Source organism: Herbidospora cretacea (assembly GCF_001570605.1).
GTDB lineage: Bacteria > Actinomycetota > Actinomycetes > Streptosporangiales > Streptosporangiaceae > Herbidospora > Herbidospora cretacea.
This window is the reverse complement of the sequence record NZ_BBXG01000004.1, coordinates 94138-111466: the sequence shown is the minus strand read 5'-3', so window position 1 is coordinate 111466 and position 17329 is coordinate 94138. Positions and strand designations below refer to the sequence as shown.

The 17329-nt window shown below is 70.1% G+C and carries 13 protein-coding genes; 6 read left to right on the top strand and 7 right to left on the bottom strand.

The annotated features are described in order from the left end of the window. Positions 1–47: 47 nt before the first annotated feature. Entirely contained in the window at positions 48–1373 is a 1326-nt protein-coding gene (locus AW270_RS08640) for an MFS transporter (RefSeq protein WP_061292624.1), read from the bottom strand. A 291-nt stretch (positions 1374–1664) separates the two neighbouring features. On the opposite strand from AW270_RS08640, the gene def reads away from it, so the two are divergent. From def to AW270_RS08620, 4 genes are all read left to right on the top strand, one after another. Further along, on the top strand, positions 1665–2138 hold the full coding sequence (gene def, locus AW270_RS08635) for a peptide deformylase (RefSeq protein ID WP_061292622.1): 474 nt from the start codon (positions 1665–1667) through the stop codon (positions 2136–2138). Positions 2139–2290: 152 nt separating this feature from the next. Further along, positions 2291–3076: a peptidoglycan recognition protein family protein gene (locus tag AW270_RS08630; protein WP_061292620.1), complete on the top strand. Its 786-nt coding sequence runs from the start codon at positions 2291–2293 to the stop codon at positions 3074–3076. 437 nt (positions 3077–3513) lie between these two features. Continuing rightward, entirely contained in the window at positions 3514–4254 is a 741-nt protein-coding gene (locus AW270_RS08625) for a glycosyltransferase family 2 protein (protein ID WP_245674629.1), read from the top strand. A gap of 47 nt (positions 4255–4301) precedes the next feature. Beyond that, positions 4302–7985, top strand: a complete 3684-nt coding sequence (locus tag AW270_RS08620) for a lipopolysaccharide biosynthesis protein (protein WP_061292615.1) — start codon at positions 4302–4304, stop codon at positions 7983–7985. A 53-nt stretch (positions 7986–8038) separates the two neighbouring features. Here AW270_RS08620 and AW270_RS08615 read toward each other — a convergent pair whose 3' ends face one another. From AW270_RS08615 to AW270_RS08605, 3 genes are read right to left on the bottom strand one after another with little or no spacing between them, the layout of a single operon-like run. Next, complete coding sequence (locus tag AW270_RS08615) at positions 8039–8941, bottom strand: glycosyltransferase family 2 protein (RefSeq protein WP_063819158.1); 903 nt, start codon at positions 8939–8941, stop codon at positions 8039–8041. Continuing rightward, positions 8938–10344, bottom strand: coding sequence for a GH39 family glycosyl hydrolase (locus tag AW270_RS08610; RefSeq protein WP_157521776.1), 1407 nt, complete (start codon positions 10342–10344; stop codon positions 8938–8940). The genes AW270_RS08615 and AW270_RS08610 overlap by 4 nt, the downstream gene beginning before the upstream one ends. A gap of 49 nt (positions 10345–10393) precedes the next feature. Continuing rightward, positions 10394–11638 carry a cytochrome P450 gene (locus tag AW270_RS08605; protein ID WP_061292609.1) on the bottom strand — a complete coding sequence of 415 codons (1245 nt, stop codon included), beginning with the start codon at positions 11636–11638 and terminating at the stop codon, positions 10394–10396. 153 nt (positions 11639–11791) lie between these two features. Between AW270_RS08605 and AW270_RS08600 the strand changes: the two genes are divergently transcribed. After that, the gene (locus tag AW270_RS08600; RefSeq protein ID WP_061292606.1) at positions 11792–12844 is read left to right on the top strand and encodes a GNAT family N-acetyltransferase; all 1053 of its coding nucleotides are present in this window, start codon (positions 11792–11794) and stop codon (positions 12842–12844) included. A 73-nt stretch (positions 12845–12917) separates the two neighbouring features. Continuing rightward, positions 12918–13979: a GNAT family N-acetyltransferase gene (locus AW270_RS08595; RefSeq protein WP_157521775.1), complete on the top strand. Its 1062-nt coding sequence runs from the start codon at positions 12918–12920 to the stop codon at positions 13977–13979. On the opposite strand, the gene AW270_RS08590 is transcribed toward AW270_RS08595, so the two are convergent. From AW270_RS08590 to AW270_RS08580, 3 genes are read right to left on the bottom strand one after another with little or no spacing between them, the layout of a single operon-like run. Further along, positions 13957–15294, bottom strand: a complete 1338-nt coding sequence (locus AW270_RS08590; protein ID WP_061292603.1) for an LVIVD repeat-containing protein — start codon at positions 15292–15294, stop codon at positions 13957–13959. The genes AW270_RS08595 and AW270_RS08590 overlap by 23 nt on opposite strands. An 18-nt stretch (positions 15295–15312) precedes the next feature. Beyond that, a complete protein-coding gene (gene mshC / locus AW270_RS08585) occupies positions 15313–16518 on the bottom strand; it encodes a cysteine--1-D-myo-inosityl 2-amino-2-deoxy-alpha-D-glucopyranoside ligase (protein ID WP_061292601.1) in 1206 nt (401 codons plus the stop codon). A 9-nt stretch (positions 16519–16527) separates the two neighbouring features. Continuing rightward, a complete protein-coding gene (locus AW270_RS08580) occupies positions 16528–17268 on the bottom strand; it encodes an NRDE family protein (RefSeq protein WP_245674628.1) in 741 nt (246 codons plus the stop codon). Positions 17269–17329: the final 61 nt, after the last annotated feature.

The window sequence follows — 17329 nt, the reverse complement described above, 5'->3', positions numbered from 1 at the left end:
GCTGGGTCCCTTCTGTTACCGCTGTGCTACAAACTGCCGGTCGTTTCCTAGACACGGGCGGCGGCGAGGCTGGGGGTGGTCCCGGTGGAGTAGCGGCGCAGGTAGCAGAACCAGGTCAGAGCGAAACAAACGCCGTAGAAAATGGCGAAAGCGGAAATCGCCGCGCCGGCTCCCCCGGTCGCGCCGATGGACGAACCGAAACCGCGATTGATGAAGAATCCGCCGAAAGCGCCCACGGCGGAGATGAAACCGATGGCCGCCGCCGCGTCCCGGCGCCCGCCCGCCAGCGCGTCGTCGTAGGCCTGCGTGCCGGGCTCCAGGCCCTCGATCGCCTTGGCCCGGAAGATCGCCGGGATCATCCGGTACGTCGACCCGTTCCCCACCCCGGCCGAGCCGATGAGCAGGAGGTAGGCGACGAAGAAAAGCACCACGTTGTGGGTCGCGAGACCCGCGTACACGAGAAGGACCGCGCCCGCCATCGCGGCGAAGTTCCACAGCGTGACCTTCGCCCCGCCGAGCCGGTCGGACAGCCAGCCGCCCACCGGCCGGATCAGCGAGCCGAGCAGCGCGCCCAGGAACGCCAGCGAGATCAGCCCCTTCTGCTCGGGGAACTGCGAGGTGATGAGCAGCGGGAACGCGGTGGAGTAGCCGATGAACGAGCCGAAGGTGCCGATGTAGAGCACCGACATGATCCAGGTCTGCGGCCGGCCCGCCGCCTTGGCCATCTCGCGCGGCTCGGCCTTGGCGACGGTCAGGTTGTCCATGAAGAAGAAGGCCCCCAGCGCCGCGGCCAGGATGAAGGGCACCCAGAACAGCCCCGCCGCGGCGAGCCCGAAGGCGCCGATCACCAGCGGCATCACGAGCTGCACCGAGGAGACCCCGATGTTGCCCCCGGCCGCGTTCAGCCCGAGCGCCGCGCCCTGCCGGGACTGCGGGTAGAAGTAGGTGATGTTGGCCATGCTGGAGGCGAAGTTGCCGCCGCCGAGACCGGCCGTGGCGGCGATGACGAGGAACATCCAGTAGGGCGTCGCCGGGTCGCTCACCGCGACCGCGAGCAGCCCCGCCGGCACGAGCAGCAGCAGCGCGCTGACCACCGTGAAGTTCCGCCCGCCGAACTTCGCGGGCCCGAAGGTGTACGGCAGCCGCAGCGCCGACCCCACGAGGTTCGGCAGGGCGACGATCCAGAAGAGCTGGTCGGTCGTGAACTCGTAGGAGCTCAGCCGCACCGCGACGATGCTCCACACCGTCCAGAGCGTGAACCCGAGGTGCTCGGCGAAGATCGAGTAGATCAGGTTGCGGCGGGCCACGGGCCGCCCCGTGGTGGCCCAGAAGTCGGGGTCGTCGGGGCGCCAGTCGGCGATCCAGCGTGCCATGAGGTGGGGTCCTTCCTCGGTTTCCAGGGTTGCCTGGAACCTAGGAGGCCGCCGTTACGCACACTGACGATCGGTGACGGTGCGCCCGTTAAGTGAGTCGCACGTACGAAACATGCAACTCATACGACGCACCGCCGCAACACGGATTTAACCGCGATTAGGTGAAGGGCGGGCCGGGCATTTCGTTGGGGTGTCGAAGCGGGACGCGGGACGACCGCGGCTCGCGCTGTGATTCTCGATGTGATTCTCGCTGTGATTCTGACCTGATGAATGCGCCCGCGGGGAGCGTGCATGACAGCCCATCGGATCGTCCCGTTCACCGATCCCGCACTACGCACCGTAGCCGATCACGTGACCACCTTCGACAAGGAACTACGTGAGCTGGTCAAGTCGCTCACGCGGACCCTGCGCGCCGGAGCCGGCCGGGCCGGTCTCGCCGCGCCGCAGCTCGGAGTGCCGCTCCGGGTCTTCGCCTTCGACCTCGACGGCCGGGCGGGCCATCTCGTCAACCCCCGCCTGGAGACGTCGGAGCGGACGGTCGTCGCCGACGAGGCGTGCCTGTCGGCCGCCGGGGTGTGGTGGCCGCTGGAACGCTCCTTCTCGGTCACCGCGCGTGGCCGTGACATGTTCGGCAAGCCGGTGACCGTGCGCGCCGTCGGACTGCTCGCCCGGGTGCTGCAGCACGAGGCCGACCACCTCGACGGAATGCTCTTCAGCGACCGGCTCGCGCCCGAAGAGCGGGAGAGGTTCCTGGCGCAGGTGTGATCGCCCGGTTTGGGCGCGGCGTTCTTGAGGTATTCCTCCTACCTGTCACGTTGTGTAACCGAGCGAGTCGCGGACGGCCGTGAACCGGCCGTGGCTCGCGTGGTGAAACGGCCCCAAGAAGACCGTCTCCTCCCGCCCTCGGAGGAGCCCGTATGCCGCTGGACCGCCGCCACGCCCTGACGCTCGGATTCTCCCTCGGCCTCGCGGGCGCCGCGGTCCCCCTGCTGGGCGCCGGGACGGCGGCGGCGGGGGTGGGCCCGATCCGCCCCCGCATCCACGAACGGCTCGAATGGGAGGCCCGCGACCCGCGCGAGATCGCCACGGTCGTCCGCCGGGCCCCCGAGTTCATCGTGATCCACCACACCGCGACGTCCAACACGATGGACGACACCCTGGAGCACGCCTACCGGCTCTCCCGGGCGATCCAGAAGCACCACATGCGCCGCAACCGCTGGGACGACATCGGCGAGCAGTTCACCGTCAGCCGGGGCGGCCACATCATGGAGGGCCGCAACCGCACCCTCTACGCGGTCTCCCGCCGCATGCACGCCGTCGGCGCCCACACCGCCGACCACAACCGGTCCGCGATCGGCATCGAGAACGAGGGCACCTACGCGCGCACCGGCCCGCCGCTGGCCCTGCTCGGCTCCCTGGTCAAACTGACCGCCTGGCTCTGCGAGCAGTACGAGCTCAACCCCTACGAGGCGATCGTCGGCCACCGCGACCTCAACAACACGCGCTGCCCCGGCGACTACCTCTACGAGCTGCTGCCCGAACTGCGCGAGCGGGTCTGGCACCGGATGCTCGGCCGCCGGTTCGACCCGGCCGCCTGGGAGCTGGAGCAGCAGTCGTTCCCGCGCCGGGGCGTGCTGTTCGCCGAACGGCCGGAGCGCGTCTTCGACCACGGTCCCGCGCTGGGCGTTTCGGACTCCCCATAGGGATCTGACCAGAATTGGTCGTCAAGGTTGACCGAAGTGATCAGACTTGCTCAGATGTATACATCGTTCTAATACACCTGGAATGTGGACGTATATGCGCCTAACGTCCAGCGAGGGAACTTCCTGGTGATGTGAGGTGGGGGCCGAATGAAGATCTTCTTGACGTCCTGGCGTGTTTCGGCGGGATCTCCACCCGGCACGAGATCAGGACATGTAGCGTCTTAGCGCTCCTTGTTTCGGACCGCGCCCCCGCCCGGACGCAACCGGACGCCACCCCTGGTACGTTTCACGTCCTCGCAGCTCGCGAAGGCAATCGTGCCCCCTTGCAACGAAGCAGCACGCACCTTGCCCCGGAGGATCCCCGCACCATGAATCCCGAGAGCAGCATTTCTCGTCCTATATCCCATTTAGGGTCGTTCACCACAATCACCCCTTTAATGGCCATTGCTCCTCGGGTGAGCGTCGTGGTGCCCGCGATGAACGAGGCCGAGAACCTGCCCCACGTCTTCGCGACGCTGCCCCGCTGGGTTCACGAGGTCGTCCTGGTCGACGGCGACTCCACCGACGACACGGTGGCGGTGGCCCGGCGGCTGCGCCCGGGGCTGCGGGTGGTGACCCAGCCGGGCCGGGGCAAGGGCGACGCGCTGGCCGCCGGGTTCGCCGCCTGCACCGGCGAGATCATCGTGATGATCGACGCCGACGGGTCGACCGACGGCCGGGAGATCGTCCGCTTCGTCGCCGCGCTGGTCGCCGGGGCCGACTACGCCAAGGGCTCGCGCTTCACCGCCGGGGGCGGCAGCGACGACATCACCCTCGGCCGCCGCCTCGGCAACCTGGTCCTGTCCGGCCTGGTCAACCTGATCTACCGGACCCGCTACACCGACCTCTGCTACGGCTACAACGCCTTCTGGGCCGGCAACCTCGACGTGCTCGCGCCCGACTGCGCCGGCTTCGAGGTCGAGACCCTGATGAACATCCGCGCCGCCAAGGCCGGGCTGAAGGTCCACGAGGTGCCCAGCCACGAACGCGGCCGCATCCACGGCACCAGCAACCTGCGCACGTTCCGCGACGGCTGGCGGGTGCTGAAGACCATCCTGCGCGAGCGCGACACCCGCCTGCCCGCCCCCGCCGAGATGAAGGCGGAGACGGGAGTGACCGCCGACCAGGGCGCCGCCTGACCTCCGGACGGGCCCGCCCCGCCATGACCCGTGATGACTGAGAACCGGTGACCGAGACGCTCCGCCGTCGGCTGCCCGCCGACCTCCAGGACCCCCTTCTGCGCAACGCCTACGCCCTGATCGTCAACGCGGGCATCGGGGCGGCGCTCGGCGTGGGCTACTGGGTCATCGCGGCCCGGCTCTTCCCCGCCGCCGACGTGGGCGAGGGCCAGGCGCTCATCAACGCGATGCGGATGCTGGCGGCGCTGACCTCGTTCGGGTTCGTGGGGGCGCTGACCCGGTTCGTGCCGGAGACCGGGCGGGCGACCGGGCGGTTCGTCGGGGCGGTCTACCTGCTCGGCGGCGCGCTCGGCCTGGCCGCCACGGCGGTGTTCGTCGTGGTGACCAAGGACGAGCCCGGGTTCCGCATCCTGTGGGGGTGGCTCCCCGCCGGGGTGTTCGCGCTGGTCGTGACCGTGTGGTCGGTCTACACGCTGCAGGAAGTGGTGCTGTCGGCGCTGCGGCGCTCGACGTGGGTGCCCGTGGTGAACGTGGCCGTCGGGTTCGTGAAGGTCGCCGCCGTGGCGGCCTGCGCGTTCCTGGTGGCGGCGCGCGGCGACGTGGTCTCCTGGCAGGTGTTCCTGGCCTGGATCGTGCCGTGCGCGCTGGCCGTGCTCCCGGTCAACTACCTGCTCTTCGCCCGGGTGATCCCGCGCCACGTCGCCGAGACGGCCCACCGCGCTCCGCCCTCGCTCAAGCGGATCGCCCGGTTCGCGGGCGGCGACTACTTCGGCTCGGTCTTCACGCTGGCCGCGATCTACCTGGTCCCGGTCGTGGTGGCCACCCAGGTCGACCACCGGACCTACGCCTACTACGGCATCGCGGTCACCGTCGGCGGCCTGCTGGAGATCTTCGCGTTCACGATGGCGACCAGCCTGACCGTCGAGGGCTCCTTCGACCCCGCCGCGCTCGGCCGCCACACCCGGCGGGCGCTGCACCGCAGCCTGACCGTGCTGATCCCGATGATCGCCCTGGTGGTGCTGGCCGCGCCGCTCGTGCTGAGCGTCTTCGGCGCGGAGTTCGCCGACAACGGCACCACGCTGCTGCGGCTGATCGCGCTGGCCACCCTGGCGCGGGCGTTCGTCGAGCTGTACCTCGGCGCGCTGCGGGCCATGGGGCGCGGCCGGGCGCTGCTGTGCGTCCAGGCGGCGCGGTGCGCGCTGGCGCTCGGGCTGACGTGGCTGCTGCTGCCCCGGTTCGGCATCGAGGGCGTCGGGATCGCCCTGGTGATCACGCAGAGCGTGACGGCGGCCGGGGTCGCGCCGGCCCTGATCCGCCTGTGCCGCCCTCCTCGCACCCTCGACGATTCGCCTGACGTTCCGGAAACGGCGGACACCATCAAACCCTCAGCCCTCCCCTTCGGCGGCATCCGCCGGCTCAGAAGCGCCGCCTTCGCCCACCCGATCGTCGACGATCCGGACATTCCCGCCGAGGACGCGCCGCCACCCGGCGAAGACCCGGCCGAACCGGAGAAGGACGCGGAAGAACAGGTCGACTGGAGCGACTCCGAATTCGGGCTGAAGACGCAGGAGTTCCGGATCGTCGCGCCGGGCTGGGAGGTCGCCCCCGCCGGAGAACTCGTCGTGGTCCCCGAACGGGTGCAGCCGCCGGAGAAACCGCGAAGAGACTGGCGGGGGGCCGCTCTCCTGGTGCTGCGGCAGCCCCGCGAATGGCTGGGCGCCGCGATCACCGTCCAGGCCCTGGTCATGTACGTGCTGGCGATGAAGGCCCGCCCCACCGGCCTGGTCGGCGTGGACCTCTACGCGATGACCGGCCTCGGCCTGGTGTCGGTCATGCCGCCGGTCGCCCTGTTCGCCGTCGCGCTGCTGATCCTCAGCTTCTTCGACACCCTCACCCAGAAGCGCAACCGCCCGATCCTGCTGCTGTTCCAGATCCTGGCCGTCATGTTCGCCCTGCACGGCGCGGCGGTCCTGGTCGAACCCCTCCCCCGGTTCCCGGTCGCCTGGACGATCGGCGGCTTCGTCGACTACATCGCCCGCACCGGCGAGACCCTGGTCGCCCTCGACGCCCGCTTCAACTGGCCCGGCTTCTCGGTCTTCTCCGCGTTCATGATCAGGGCGGCCGGCGTCGAGGACGCGGCGGCGCTGCTCAACTGGTGGCCGCTGATCTCCAACGTGGCCTACCTGATCCCGCTGATCGTCATCGTCAGGCGGCTCCAGGCCGACCGCCGGGCCAAGTGGCTGGCCCTGATGGTCTTCGTGGTGTCGCAGTGGGTCGGGCAGGACTACTTCTCGCCGCAGGGCATGACGTACCTGCTCTACATGCTCTTCGTCGCGATCCTGCTGACCTGGTTCGTCAAGGTCGACCCGGTCTCGTCGTTCTGGCGGCGCCGCTGGACGCTGCGGCCGGGCGAGCGGGCCCCGCGCCGGACCACGACCACCGACCGGATCATCATCCTGGTCCTCATCGTGCTGATCTTCGTGGCGACCGCGACGTCCCACCAGATCACCCCGTTCATGATGTGCGGGGTGCTGCTCGGCTTCGTGGTGTTCCGGCGGACCCGGCTCAGCTTCATGATGGTCGTGCTGTTCGGCGCGATCGTGGCGGCGTACGTCAACTACATGGCCGTCGCCTACTGGTCGGGCCACCTCGACGCGATGGTCGGCTCGGTCGGGCAGGTCGGCGGCAACCTCACCTCGCAGACCACCGGCCGGATCAGCTCCACCAACCCCGAGCGCCTGATCGTCCTGTACACGCGCCTGGCCATCACCGGGGTGATCCTCGGCCTGGCCGGGCTCGGCCTGCTGCGCAGGCTCAAGAAGGGCATCGGCGACCGGGTCGTCTTCGTGATGATGGTCGTGCCGGTCCTGTCGCTCGCCATGCTCAGCTACGGCGGCGAGCTGGGCCTGCGCGTCTACCTGTTCACGCTCCCGGCCACCAGCATCCTGGTGGCCTACCTCTTCTACCCCGACCTGCCGAGCAAGGTCGCCCCGAAGCGCCGCTTCCCGGTCCTCGCCAAGCTGCGGCCGGTCATCGCCTGCGGTCTCGTGCTGGGGCTGGCGGGCGCGTTCCTGCTGGCCCGGTTCGGCAACGAGAAGTACGAGTGGACCTCCCCCCAGGAACGCGCCGCGATCGACTACATCTACGAACGCGACCTGGAGACGACCCGCATCCTCTACCTGGTCCCCGAGGGCGACGGCGGCTCGTCGATCTCGTGGAGCCTGACCGGGGTCGAACGGGTCCGCCAGATCAGGGCGACGGCCGGGCGTGACCCCTACAAGGTCGACAACGTGGTCGAGCAGCTGCGCGACGCGGGGCCCGGCTCGTTCATCTTGGCGACGCGGAGCCAGGAGGCGTCGCTGGAGATCGACGCCAACTACCCGGCCGATTGGGGCCCGAAGATCCGGGTGTCGCTGGCCCAGCACCCCGACCTGGAGACCCTGGTCTGGAACGACGACGCGGCCGTCTACGCGCTGAAGGAACAGCCGACCGGCCGGATCGCCCCGCAGCTGCGCGGGACGCCGTTCCGGATCGGCGAGACGCCGTGGACGCCCTACGGGCTGATCGCGCTGGCGGTCTTCGTGCTGCTGGTGATCACCCGGGAGATCATCCGGATCAGGGACCGGCCGGGGACCTGGTACTGGAGCCGCCGCCTGGCTTGGCTGTCGATCCCGTTCCTGCTGCTCGCGGGCTGGGTCGTCCTGGAGAGGTTCATGCTCCTGAGCGTCTGACCCGGCGACGCCGGGCTATGGGATCCCAGCGCTCCAGAGCAGCAGGGTGCGCTTCACGTGCCGCTCCCCCGGGCCTGAACCTTGCGGATGACCCACTCGCCCGAAACCAGCCGGGAGGTGACGGCCAGGGCCGCGTAGGTGCGCGGCTCCAGCGGCGAGGTGAGGAACGCCCGGCGGGCCCACTTCAAGGACCGGCCCCAGTCGCGGGCCATCGAGCTCTCGAAGGCGACCTGCCCGGCCAGGCGGGCGTAGCCCCTGCGGTCGCGCTGGAACTCGGGGTAGTGGTCCAGCAGCCACTCGTGGGAGTCGGCGATCATCGACCAGCGGCCGTAGAAGTGGGAGCCCTCGTGCGGGGGCACCTCGACGAGGATCTCCGGCACGTAGGGGATCGGAGCGTGCCGGGCGCAGCGCAGCAGCAGCTCGTAGTCCTCGGCGAAGCCGCGCGGGATCTCCTCGGAGAAGATCCCGACCGGGCCGAGCAGCAGGTCACGCCGCATCAGGAACGACGACGTCGTCGCCGCCGGGATGCGGGAGCGCAGCAGGTCGTCGAAGGTGATGTGAGAAGCGGGCCAGAGGCGCTCCTGCGTGGACACCATCCCGCACGAGACCAGCGCCGCGTCGGGGTTCGCCCGGAGCGCCTCGACCTGCGAGCGCAGTTTCGCCGGCCGCCAGGTGTTGTCGTCGTCGCAGAAGGCGACCAGGTCGTCGGGGGCTGCGAGGATGCCGCTGTTGCGGCTGCCCGCGACGTTGGGGACGCGTTCGTTGGTCGTCCAGGTCACCCGGCGGTGCGGGCCGTCCGACAGGACCTCCTTGTCGGGCTCGCACCGGTCGAAGACGATGACGGCGGTGATGTCACCGGGGTAGTCCTGGGCGCGGATCGAGGCGAGGGCCTCGCGCAGCATCTCGGGCCGGTTGCCGGTCGTGCAGACGACCACGCTGACCGCGGGCCAGGTCATCGGCTCACCCACCGGACCTCGTAGGACTTGAGCGTGAGCTGTCTCCCGTCGACCGACGCCCTGGTCTCCTCGCCCCGCGTGTTGACCACGACCAGCTTCTTCGACGACGCCAGCACCCGGATCGCCGGATGGGCCGTCGGCACGCTGGCCAGCCGGGTCCCGGCCGGGAACCAGCGCGCGAAGTCCTGGAGCATGGTGAGGGCGGGCAGCGGCTGACCGGCCTTCGGCTGGTCGAGGTTGGTCCACAGGCAGCCGTCGCACCGGCGGCCCTCGCCCTGGGGCGACCAGTAGAGGGCGGCGGCGGTGCCGCTCTTGGCGAACTCGATCATCGCGGCGGCCTGGACGGCCAGGCGGCGGCCGGTCGTCCAGTCGGACTCGGCGGGCTCGAAGTACCACTCGGCCCACCAGATCGGCAGCCTGGTCTGCTTCTTCAGCCACCCGTTGACGGCAGAGAACTTCGCCAGCGCCCGGAACTCGTCGGGGTACATGCCCTTGGACGACTCGGAGGTGCCGTCGACCACGATGAAGTCGGCGCCGTGCTTGTTCTTCAGCCAGAACCTGATGGCGTCGAGGCCGCGCTGGTCCTGGCTGCCCCACGGGCCGGACACCTCGGACTTCCAGCCGGGCCGGTCGGTGACGTTGACGTAGGGGCCGCCGACCTGGATCTTCGGGTTGACCTTCTTCAGGGCGTCGTACACGAGGTTGTACATCTCGGTGTAGCCCTCGTAGTCCCACCGCTTCAGGCCCTCGTTGAAGAAGCCCTTGAACTCGTTCCAGACGATGAAGTGGCGGACGTACGGATAGCGCTTGGCCGCGGCGGCGGCCAGTTTCGCGAAGTCCTTGTAGTGCTTGCGCAGCGGCGACTGGGTGAAGTTGTTCTCCCAGTCGGTCTCGCCGGGCTTGCCGCCGACCATCCAGTCGGGGGCGCAGCAGAGCGTGATGACCGGGAGGCCGCCCGACCGCCTGATGGCGGCCATCCGGCTGTCCATGCTGGCCCAGTCGTACTTGCCGGGCGAGGGCTCCGGGTTGAGGGTGCCGAAGCCCATGATGTGCTGGTTCTGGATGATCCGGCCGCGGCTCAGGCTGCGCTCGGCGATCGCGGTGACCTCGGGCGGGCCCGAGTCGACGCTGAAGCGGGTGTGCGAGAAGCCCCAGATCGGGAAGCCGGAGGGCGCGCCGCCGCCGATCACGATCGGCCTGGCCGCCGCCGGACCGGCCACCGCCTCGGGCGCCGACTCGCCCTGGTCGCCCAACGGCTGCCACGGCACGGCCGGGGGCCCGGCCGTCGCGACGATGAGGGCGCCGACGGCGCCGGCGACCGTGACGGTCGCGAAGAGCATGACGAGCCTGGTGCGGAGGGAACGGCGCGCGTGCCGCCAGTGCCGCCGATTCTCTCGAGCCACCCCGACACGATATCGGGCGAAAGAAAGAAATCCCGGCCCACCCGTGAATCTAGAAGCCGAATCGCAACTCGGTCAGACCGTTCTCGAAGTTGGAACGCAGTTGGCGTCCGTCACCGATGGCGTGGATGTCCGGAAGGCGATGCAGAAGTTCCCTGAACGCCACAGTGAGTTCTTTCCGGACGAGATTCGCACCGAGGCAGAAGTGGATACCCGGCGCGCCGAACCCGACATGTGGATTCGGGTCACGGGTGATGTCGAACGCGTCGGGATCAGCGAAGACCGAATCGTCGCGATTGGCGGAGAGAAAGTAGAGGACGACCTTGTCGCCCGGTTTGAAGACCTGGCCGCCGACCTCGTGCTCGACCTTGATCGTCCGGCCGGTGCGCATGCCGGGGGTGACGTAGCGGACGATCTCCTCGATGCAGGTGCCGATGTGCTTGTCGAAGTCGTTGACGAGGAGTTCGCGCTGCTCGGGATGGGCGGTGAGGAGCTTCAGGCCGTGGGCCATGGCGTTGCTGGCGGTGTTGATGCCGGCGGTGACCAGCAGGGTGAAGAACGCCCCGAGCTCCATGCTGGTCAGCTTCTCGCCGTCGATGTTGGCGGTGACGAGCTGGGAGATGACGTCCTCGCGGGGGTCCCTGCGGCGCTCCTTGCCGAGCTCGATCACCATGCGCCGCAGGCCGACCAGTCCCAGGGTGTTCTTGGCGGCCAGGCGCAGGGAGGAGACGAACCCGGGCCGCACGCCCGTGTAGTCGGCCCAGGTGTGCACCCGCTCGATGACCAGGCCGCGGTGCTCCTCGGGCACGCCGACGATGTCGCAGATGACGCCCGCCGCGATGGGGTTGGCGACCTGGGTGATGAAGTCGCCGCCCGGCCCCGCGGCGACGACGCCGTCGATGATGCGGTTGACGTTGGCGGTGACGTCCTGCTCGCTCTTGTCGAGCATGCGGGGGGTGAACGCGCGGGCGATGATGCGGCGCAGGCGGCCGTGCTGGGGGTCGTCGAGGTTCACCATCGAGTTGCCGAAGATGTACTTCGCCCAGAACGGCGGCGGCGGGATCGACACCGAGGGGTAGCTGCTGAACACCCCGGGGTTGCGCAGCGCGTCGGTGATCTCCTGGTGCCGGACCAGCGCGTAGAAGCCCTTGCCCGACCGCAGGCCCGGGACGCGCGGCTCGCCGAAGTACATCGGCCGCTCGATCTGCCGCAGCCGCTCGAAGGCCGCCAGCCTCTCCGGGTGGGGCCGGCCCCAGAAGGACAGGCTGCCCAGGTCGATGTCCTGAACGACAGTCATAAGGGGCGGCACCTCGGGTCGGGGGACGGGACGCTATTCGCAGTGTCTTTTGCGGCAGATTCACCACGCGAGCCACGGCCGGCCTTCGGCCGGCCGCGTCTCGCTTTAGTATGGCGCGGTCATCGCCTCCTAGGTCACCGGAATTCATCGCATATGAAGATCGATGTCATACGCCCCCGCGATCTCGGCGAGCCGGAATTATCGGCCTGGCGGTCGATGCGCCGGGCCTCCCCGCACCTCGCCAGCCCGTGGCTGGCGCCCGAGTTCGCGCAGGCGGTCAGCGCGGTCCGCGACGACGCCAGAGTGGCTGTGATCTGGGAGAACACCGAGATAGCGGGGTTCCTGCCGTTCGAGCCGTGCGGGCCCCGGGCGGGCCGGCCGCTGGCGGCGTGGATCACCCTGGCGCAGGGCGTCGTCCACCGGCCGGATTTCGAGGTGAAACGCGGCGACCTGCTGAAAGGCTGCGGGCTCGACGTCTTCGAGTTCGAATATCTGGTGGGCGGTCAGCCGTGGTTCACGTCGGAGGAGAATCGGACGGCGATGCTGCTCGATCTCGAATCCGGATATGACGGATATATCAAGTTCTTTCGCGAGACATCGCCGAAGTCGTACAAGACCATCACCTACAAAGAGCGCAAGCTCCAGCGGGACCTCGGCCCGCTGACCTACGAATACGCGTCGAATGATCATTTCGGCACGCTGCTGCGCTGGAAGTCCGACCAGTATCGCCGCATCGGCCGCGCCGACCGCACCGCGGAACCGTGGGTGGCCGCTTTGGCCGAACGGCTGCGCGACATTCAGACCCCCGAATTCAGCGCCCCGCTGTCGGTCCTGTCGATCGGCGACCGCCCGATCGCCGCGCATTTCGGCCTGGTCAGCGAAGGGGTCATGGCGGGCTGGTTCCCCGCTTACGATCCGTCGCTGGGCTCTTATTCCCCCGGTCTCATTCACCATTTACGCCTCGTCGAGGCCGCCGCCTCCCACGGGCTCCGGCACATCGACACCGGCACCGCCGGCGACTACAAACAGACCATCTGCAACGGCACGCTGCCCCTGTCGGAGGGCGTGGCGGCCCGGCCGAGCGCGGCCTCGGCCCTCCACTGGCTGCGCACCGCCCCCGCCCGGAAGGTCAAGAAGACGATCGTCGAGAGCCCCCGGCTCCACGCCCTCGCCGACCGAGCGCTGAAGGCACGAGGCCGCTCATGAGGATCGAGATCGCACGCCCGCGGCGGATCATCCGCGACGCGCCGGAGACCGGAGCCCGCTTGTGAGGATTGACGTGTTCCGTCCCGCGCAGCTCACCGAGGCCCATCTGGCCGACTGGCGGGCGCTGGAGCGGCTCGACCGCCGCCCGAACCCGTTCCTGGCTCCCGAGTACGCCCAGGCCGTCGGTTCGGTGCGCGACGACGCCCACGTGGCCGTGATCGACGGCGGCCGGGGGTTCTTCCCCTTCGAGAAGCGAGGTCCGATCGGCCTTCCGATCGGGTCGGTGCTGTCCGACCTCCAGGGCATGGCCGCCGAACCCGGCCTGGTCGTTCCGCCGAGAGACCTGCTCAGAGCCTGTGACCTCAAGGTCTGGGCCTTCGACCATCTCGACCCCGCCCAGTTCGTCCAGAGCCAGAAGGAACTGCACCCCTCCCCGGTCATCGACCTGACCGGCGGCTACGACCTCTACGCGAAGGGCCTGGCCGAGCGGTCGAACAAGATCTACAAGTCGACCCTGAAGAAGGAGAGGCGGCTGGCCCGCGAGGTGGGCGAGGTCCGTTTCGAGCTCGACTCCCCCGACCGCGCGGCGCTGCGCACCCTCCAGCGCTGGAAGTCGGCGCAGTACCGCCGCACCGGCCGCCCCGACCGCTTCGCCGAGCCGTGGGTCGTCGCCGTCACCGAGCGCCTCCACGACGTCAGGACCCCCGTCTTCACCGGCACCCTCGGCCTGCTCTACGCGGGCGACACCCTGATCGCGGGCAACTTCGGCGTCCGCACCGAGACGACGATCATCGCCTGGTTCCCCGTCTACGACCCCGCCTTCGCGTTCTACTCCCCCGGCCTGATCCACCGCCTGCGCCTGTGCCGGGCCGTGGCGGAGGCGGGGGTCACGCTGATGGACCTCGGGAGGGGTGAGAAGGGCTACAAGGACAGCCTCAAGACGGGCGACCACCTGGTCGCCGAGGGCCGCCTGGCCCGCCCGTCGGTCGCGGCGGCCCGCCACTGGCTGGTCCACGAGCCCCGCCGCCGCGCCGTGAACCTGGTGCTCTCCACCCCGGTCCTGTACGGCGCCGCCGACCGCGCGGCCCGGTGGGCGGCGGCCCGGCGCGGCGCTACTCCTGCGTCTGCGGATTGAGCCCCGGCAGCCGCGCGGCCCCCCTGACCGCCGGATCGGTGAGTTCCAGCACGTCCAGCCCCCGGGTGATGTCGCTGGAGTAGATGTAGCCGTTGTAGAAGTAGGCCGACCACGACCCGCCGGGCACGCCGGGCGCGAGCGGCTCCCGGTCGAACGAGGCGACCTCGCGGGCATGGGCCGGGTCGGTGAAGTCCCAGACCGAGACCCCGCCCTGATACCAGGCCTGGACCATCAGGTCCCGGCCCTCCACGGGGATCACGTTGCCGTTGTGCGCGACGCAGTTCTCCGTCTCGCCCTGCGGCCGCGGGATCTTGAACAGCCCGAGCGGGCTGAGCCGCCCGTCCTTCAGTTCGTAGACGGCGTTCCCGCCCTTGTTCCTCGGCACGTCGGCCGTGCACATCGGGGTGGTGCCACCGCCCAGTTCGTCCATGAAGACGACCTTCGTCCCGTCGGGGGTGAAGGCCGCCGAGTGCCAGATCGAGAAGTTCCTCCGGTCGGTGACCCGCTGGAGGACCTTCGGCGCGGCCCGGTCGGTGATGTCGAGCAGCAGGCCGTCGCCGTAGCAGGCGGCCACCGCCAGGTTCTTCGCCGGGAACGCGGTCACGTCGTGGCAGCCGCCGAACCGGCCGGGGTCCCGGTCGGTGAACAGCGTCGGCGTGGCCACGACCCTCGCGGCGGCGGGGTTGGCGGCGGGGACCTCGATGATCGAGATGAGCTCGTGCGGCGGGGGGCAGCCGGCCGTGTCGGGCATCGGTCCCGGCGAGGAGACGTAGACGTGGTGGACGCCCTCGCCCGGGATGATCGTGTTCGTGTGGGAACCGCACGGCGTGCGGACGGCGGTCACGTAACGCGGATGCCCGACGTCGGAGATGTCGAAGATCCGGACCCCCTCGAACGAGGTCTCCCGCGAGGGGTCGCCCGGCCCGCTCGAACACTCCGCGCCCGCCCGGGGCTCGTCGACCGACAGGAACAGCAGGTCGTTGTAGACCGACACGTCGTTCTGCCCGGCGGGGCAGAGCACCCGGGTCACCACGGCGGGCCGGGCGGGGTCGCCGATGTCGTAGACGGTGAAGCCGTCGTAGTTCCCGGCGAAGGCGTACTTCCCCTGGAAGGCCAGGTCGGTGCCGAAGGACTCCGGGGTGTCGAACGGCGCGCCGGGCGGCACGCTGGCGACGTGCCGCAGACCGGGCGTGATCGTGAACTCAGGCGCCGGGGCGCTCTTGGAGGTCACCGGAGTGGACGCCGGAGTGGGCGGGGTGGACGGTGCGGTCGTGCAGCCCGCTGTCAGGACAAGTGCCACCATTAACCGCTTCATCACGGTGCAGCGTACCGATCAGAGAGCGATCCCGAGCAGCGCGTCGGCCAGATCCCGCATGAGTCCGGGGGCCTGCGGGTCGTCGCCCTCGGCGGCGGCCCAGGCGTCGATCGCGGCCAGCGCGCCGGGGGCGTCGAGGTCGTCGGCGAGCCTGCTCCGGACGCTCTCCAGCAGCTCGGCGCCCGACGGGCCGGTCGGCCGAGCGGCGGCGGCGCGCCAGCGGCCGAGCCGGGCGACCGCGTCGGCGAGGTCGCGCCCGGTCCACTCCCAGTCGGCGCGGTAGTGGTGGCCCAGCAGGGCCAGCCGGATCGCCATCGGGTCGGTGTCCTGGCGGAGCCGGGAGACGAAGACGAGGTTGCCGCGCGACTTCGACATCTTCTCGCCGTCGAGCCCGACCATGCCGGAGTGGACGTAGGCCTTCGCGAACGGCCACTCGCCGGTCGCCACATGGCCCTCGCAGGCGCCCATCTCGTGGTGGGGGAAGATCAGGTCGGTGCCGCCGCCCGAGACGTCGAAGCCGGGGCCGAGGTTGTTCAGCGCGATCGTGGTGCACTCGATGTGCCAGCCGGGGCGGCCGGGGCCGAAGGGCGAGGGCCACGACGGCTCGCCGGGGCGCTCGGCCCGCCAGAGCAGCCAGTCGAGCGGGTCGCGCTTGCCGGGCCGCTCGGGGTCGCCGCCGCGCTCGCCGAACAGGGCCAGCATGGTCTCCTCGTCGTAGCCGGAGACCGCGCCGAACTTGGGGGCGGCGGTGCGGGCGAAGTAGACGTCGCCGTCGATCGTGTACGTCGCCTCGCCCAGCCGCTCGATCAGCGCCGCCACCTGGTCGACGACCTCGGTGACGCCGACGTACTCGGCCGGGGGGAGGACGCGCAGCGCGGCCATGTCGGTGCGGAACAGCTCGATCTGGTCTTCGGCCAGCTCACGCCAGTCCTGCCCGTCGCGCTGGGCCCGCTCCAGCAGCGGGTCGTCGACGTCGGTCGCGTTCTGCGTGTAGTGCACCTCGTGGCCGGCGTCCCGCCAGGCCCGGTTCACCAGGTCGAACGCCAGATAGGTGTTGGCGTGGCCGATGTGGGTCGCGTCGTAGGGGGTGATGCCGCAGACGTACATGCGCGCCACCGGGCCGGGCTCCGTGGTCCGGATCTCGCGGGCGGCGGTGTCGTAGAGGCGGAGCGGGTGACCTTGGCCCGGCAGGCTGGGGACGTTCGACGAAGACCACGAATGCATGGTGTGAGCCTATCCACGTGCCTCGCGCGGAATGTCCACGGGATGCCAGGTCCGGGGGTCGTCGGGGGTGGGGAGGAAGTCGTAGCGGACGGCCGGCTCGGCCAGCGCGACGAGGCTGACCGACAGCGACATGAACAGCCGGCCGTCGCTCAGCTCGTGGCGGACCAGCAGGGCGGCCGGGTCTTCGTAGGGCAGGCCGTCGCCGGAGGCGAGGGGGAGCCACTCGCCCCAGTAGCGTTCGGGGCTCCCCCCGGCGGGACGGCCGGGCCGGGTCGCCTTGGCGAAGGCGGGCTGGAAGCGGGCCACCCGGGGGTTCTCGTCGGGCTCGGGCAGGCCGGCGTTGACGATGACGTAGGTGCCGGGGCGGAGCTTCTCCTCGGTGAGCCGGTCGCCCGTCCACGTCCACAGGCGGACGCCGTCGAGCCCGGCGAGCACGAGGTGGAAGGGGTCGTAGCGGACCAGTTCGACCAGGGGCATCTCCCCGCTGGAGGCGGCCAGGAGCGGCAGGTCGCCGCGGGTGGCGCGGTTGCGGGCGCCGGTCAGCAGGCCGTGGCCGTTGAGCAGGGCCGCGCAGCGGCGGGCGGCGGGGTTGACGGCCAGCCACGTGCCCCCGGCCAGCAGGTCACGGCCGCCGAGCACGCCCTGGTATTGGGGCCAGTAAGCGCCCGGGGACATCCAGGGCCGGTTGACGAACTCGTCGCGGATCCCGGCGAGCAGGATCGGCGCCTCCGCATCGGGGTCGAAGCTCACGATGACCGTACACAATGCCCGTTCCCTCCACTATCGGTAGAGACTCATGCAGAGTGCCGGA